2 protein-coding genes and 1 pseudogene are annotated in these 1,688 nt (G+C 64.9%); all 3 read left to right on the top strand.

Annotated elements, in window-relative coordinates:
- Window positions 1–95: 95 nt before the first annotated feature.
- Window positions 96–533: pseudogene (locus EN742_RS34215) on the top strand (EAL domain-containing protein); the annotation flags it as partial.
- Window positions 534–673: 140 nt separating this feature from the next.
- Complete coding sequence (locus EN742_RS34210) at window positions 674–1,201, top strand: hypothetical protein (protein ID WP_127405851.1); 528 nt, start codon at window positions 674–676, stop codon at window positions 1,199–1,201.
- A gap of 155 nt (window positions 1,202–1,356) precedes the next feature.
- Window positions 1,357–1,688: hypothetical protein (locus tag EN742_RS34205; protein ID WP_148670493.1), on the top strand; the 332-nt coding region annotated here is incomplete at its 3' end.

Genomic DNA, 1,688 nt, shown 5'->3' with positions numbered 1-1,688 from the left:
GAACTCCCACAGCTGCGGGTCGCTCAGCGTCTGCGCCGACAGGTTGAAGTCAAGCGAGATGGCGCCCGAGCGCATCGCCGCCCCGTGCAGTTCCAGCGCCGCCCGCCGGCATCGGCTTCGAGATCACCGAGACCGCGGCCGTCACCAATTTCGATGCCGCCGAGGCGTTCGTGCGCAAGGCGCGGGAACGGCGCTGTCGTGTCAGCCTCGACGATTTCGGCGCCGGCATGAGCTCGTTCGAATATCTGCGGCGCTTTCCCGTCGACGCCATCAAGATCGACGGCTCCTTCGTCGAGCACATCGCCGAGAGCCGCTTCGACCGCGAGATCGTCTCGGCGATATCCGGCATCGCCAGGAGCCTCGGCTGCGGCGTGGTGGCCGAAAAGATCGAGCAGCGGGTGGCGCTGGATATCCTGAGTGACATGGGCGTCGCCTACGGCCAGGGCTATCTGCTGCACCGGCCCGAGCCGCTGGAGGCGATCGTCGCCAGGGCGGTCGGCGAGGTTGACTTGCCGGCCAGGCGCGTCGGTTGAGCCGATCGACCTAGGAAATTCTTAATCGACATCAGGTTATCGCTTTGCCGAACCGACTTGTTGCGCTCAAGGCATGATGTCTTGGCTCGAATGTCCGGCGCGGCCCTCCATGACGAGCGGGCCGGCCCGCGAGACCGGCAATGTCTTCACTCTCCGCACTGAGCAACGCCGCCCTGCTGATCCTGCAGCAGCAACGCCCGCAACATGCGGCGGAGGACAGCCTCGCCGAGAGTGCCAATGGCGTCTCCAGCCTCGCCGGCTCGGGCTCGCCCCTGAAACAGGCGCAGGCCAAGATCTCCGGGACCATGTTCAGCGTGAACAGCCTCAACATCACGGCCATCAAGGTCCGGCTGATGGAGCGCGTCGGCAAGGAGTTCGGCGTTGACCATGGCGACTACGCTTCGCTGTTGTCCTACGGCACGGCCGTCAAGAACGCGGTCGAGGCGTTGAAACAGAGATCTGCTTCCGAGATCATCGCGATCGAGAAGAAGCTGGGGTTGGACCAACTCGGCGTTTCGCTCGATACGTTCGTCAATGCGATCATCGATCCGATCGGCAGTGACAGCGACAGGCTTGACGCGGCCCTGAAGCAGCTGACGGGCGACGACGTCAAGTCGAAAGCCGCCGGCCCGATCCAGCCGGACGAGATCGGGCTTTACGGCCGCTGACCGCCGCAAGCGGCAGGCCCGGGTCGGCTCCCGTCGGGTCGTTACGAAAATAAGCAGCTGCTAAAATTGCTTATACTCATTTAAGCGCGCCGTAATCCGGCCGGACAATGATCCGCCTTCGACAATGGCGGTCCACGTGCCGGATGGAGACGACGATGAAGGCTGTTCCTTTGCTGCTGGCGGCTTCGGTCAGCCTGTTCGGCAGTCTCGCAACGCAGCAGTGCCTTGCGGGCGAGTTCTCGGACCATGGCGGCGAGGTGGCGGCGACGCTGCCCGACGATGACGACCAGGGCGCCACCGCCGGCGATGAGCGCGACCATGATGTGGCCGAAAATGACGAAGGTGATCATGAAGGCGACGGGTCGACAGTGGCGAGCATGACGGCGACCAGGGCAGGGGCGAGGGTGATCACGAAAGCGGCGATCACGAGGGCGCGAGCAGCGGCGACCATGATGGCGGAGACAGTGGCGGCGGGGGCGGCGGGGGG

The sequence above is a fragment of the Mesorhizobium sp. M4A.F.Ca.ET.020.02.1.1 genome, from assembly GCF_004022645.1.
GTDB lineage: Bacteria > Pseudomonadota > Alphaproteobacteria > Rhizobiales > Rhizobiaceae > Mesorhizobium.
The sequence above is the reverse complement of the archived record's forward strand: the minus strand, read 5'-3'. Positions and strand labels throughout refer to the sequence as shown.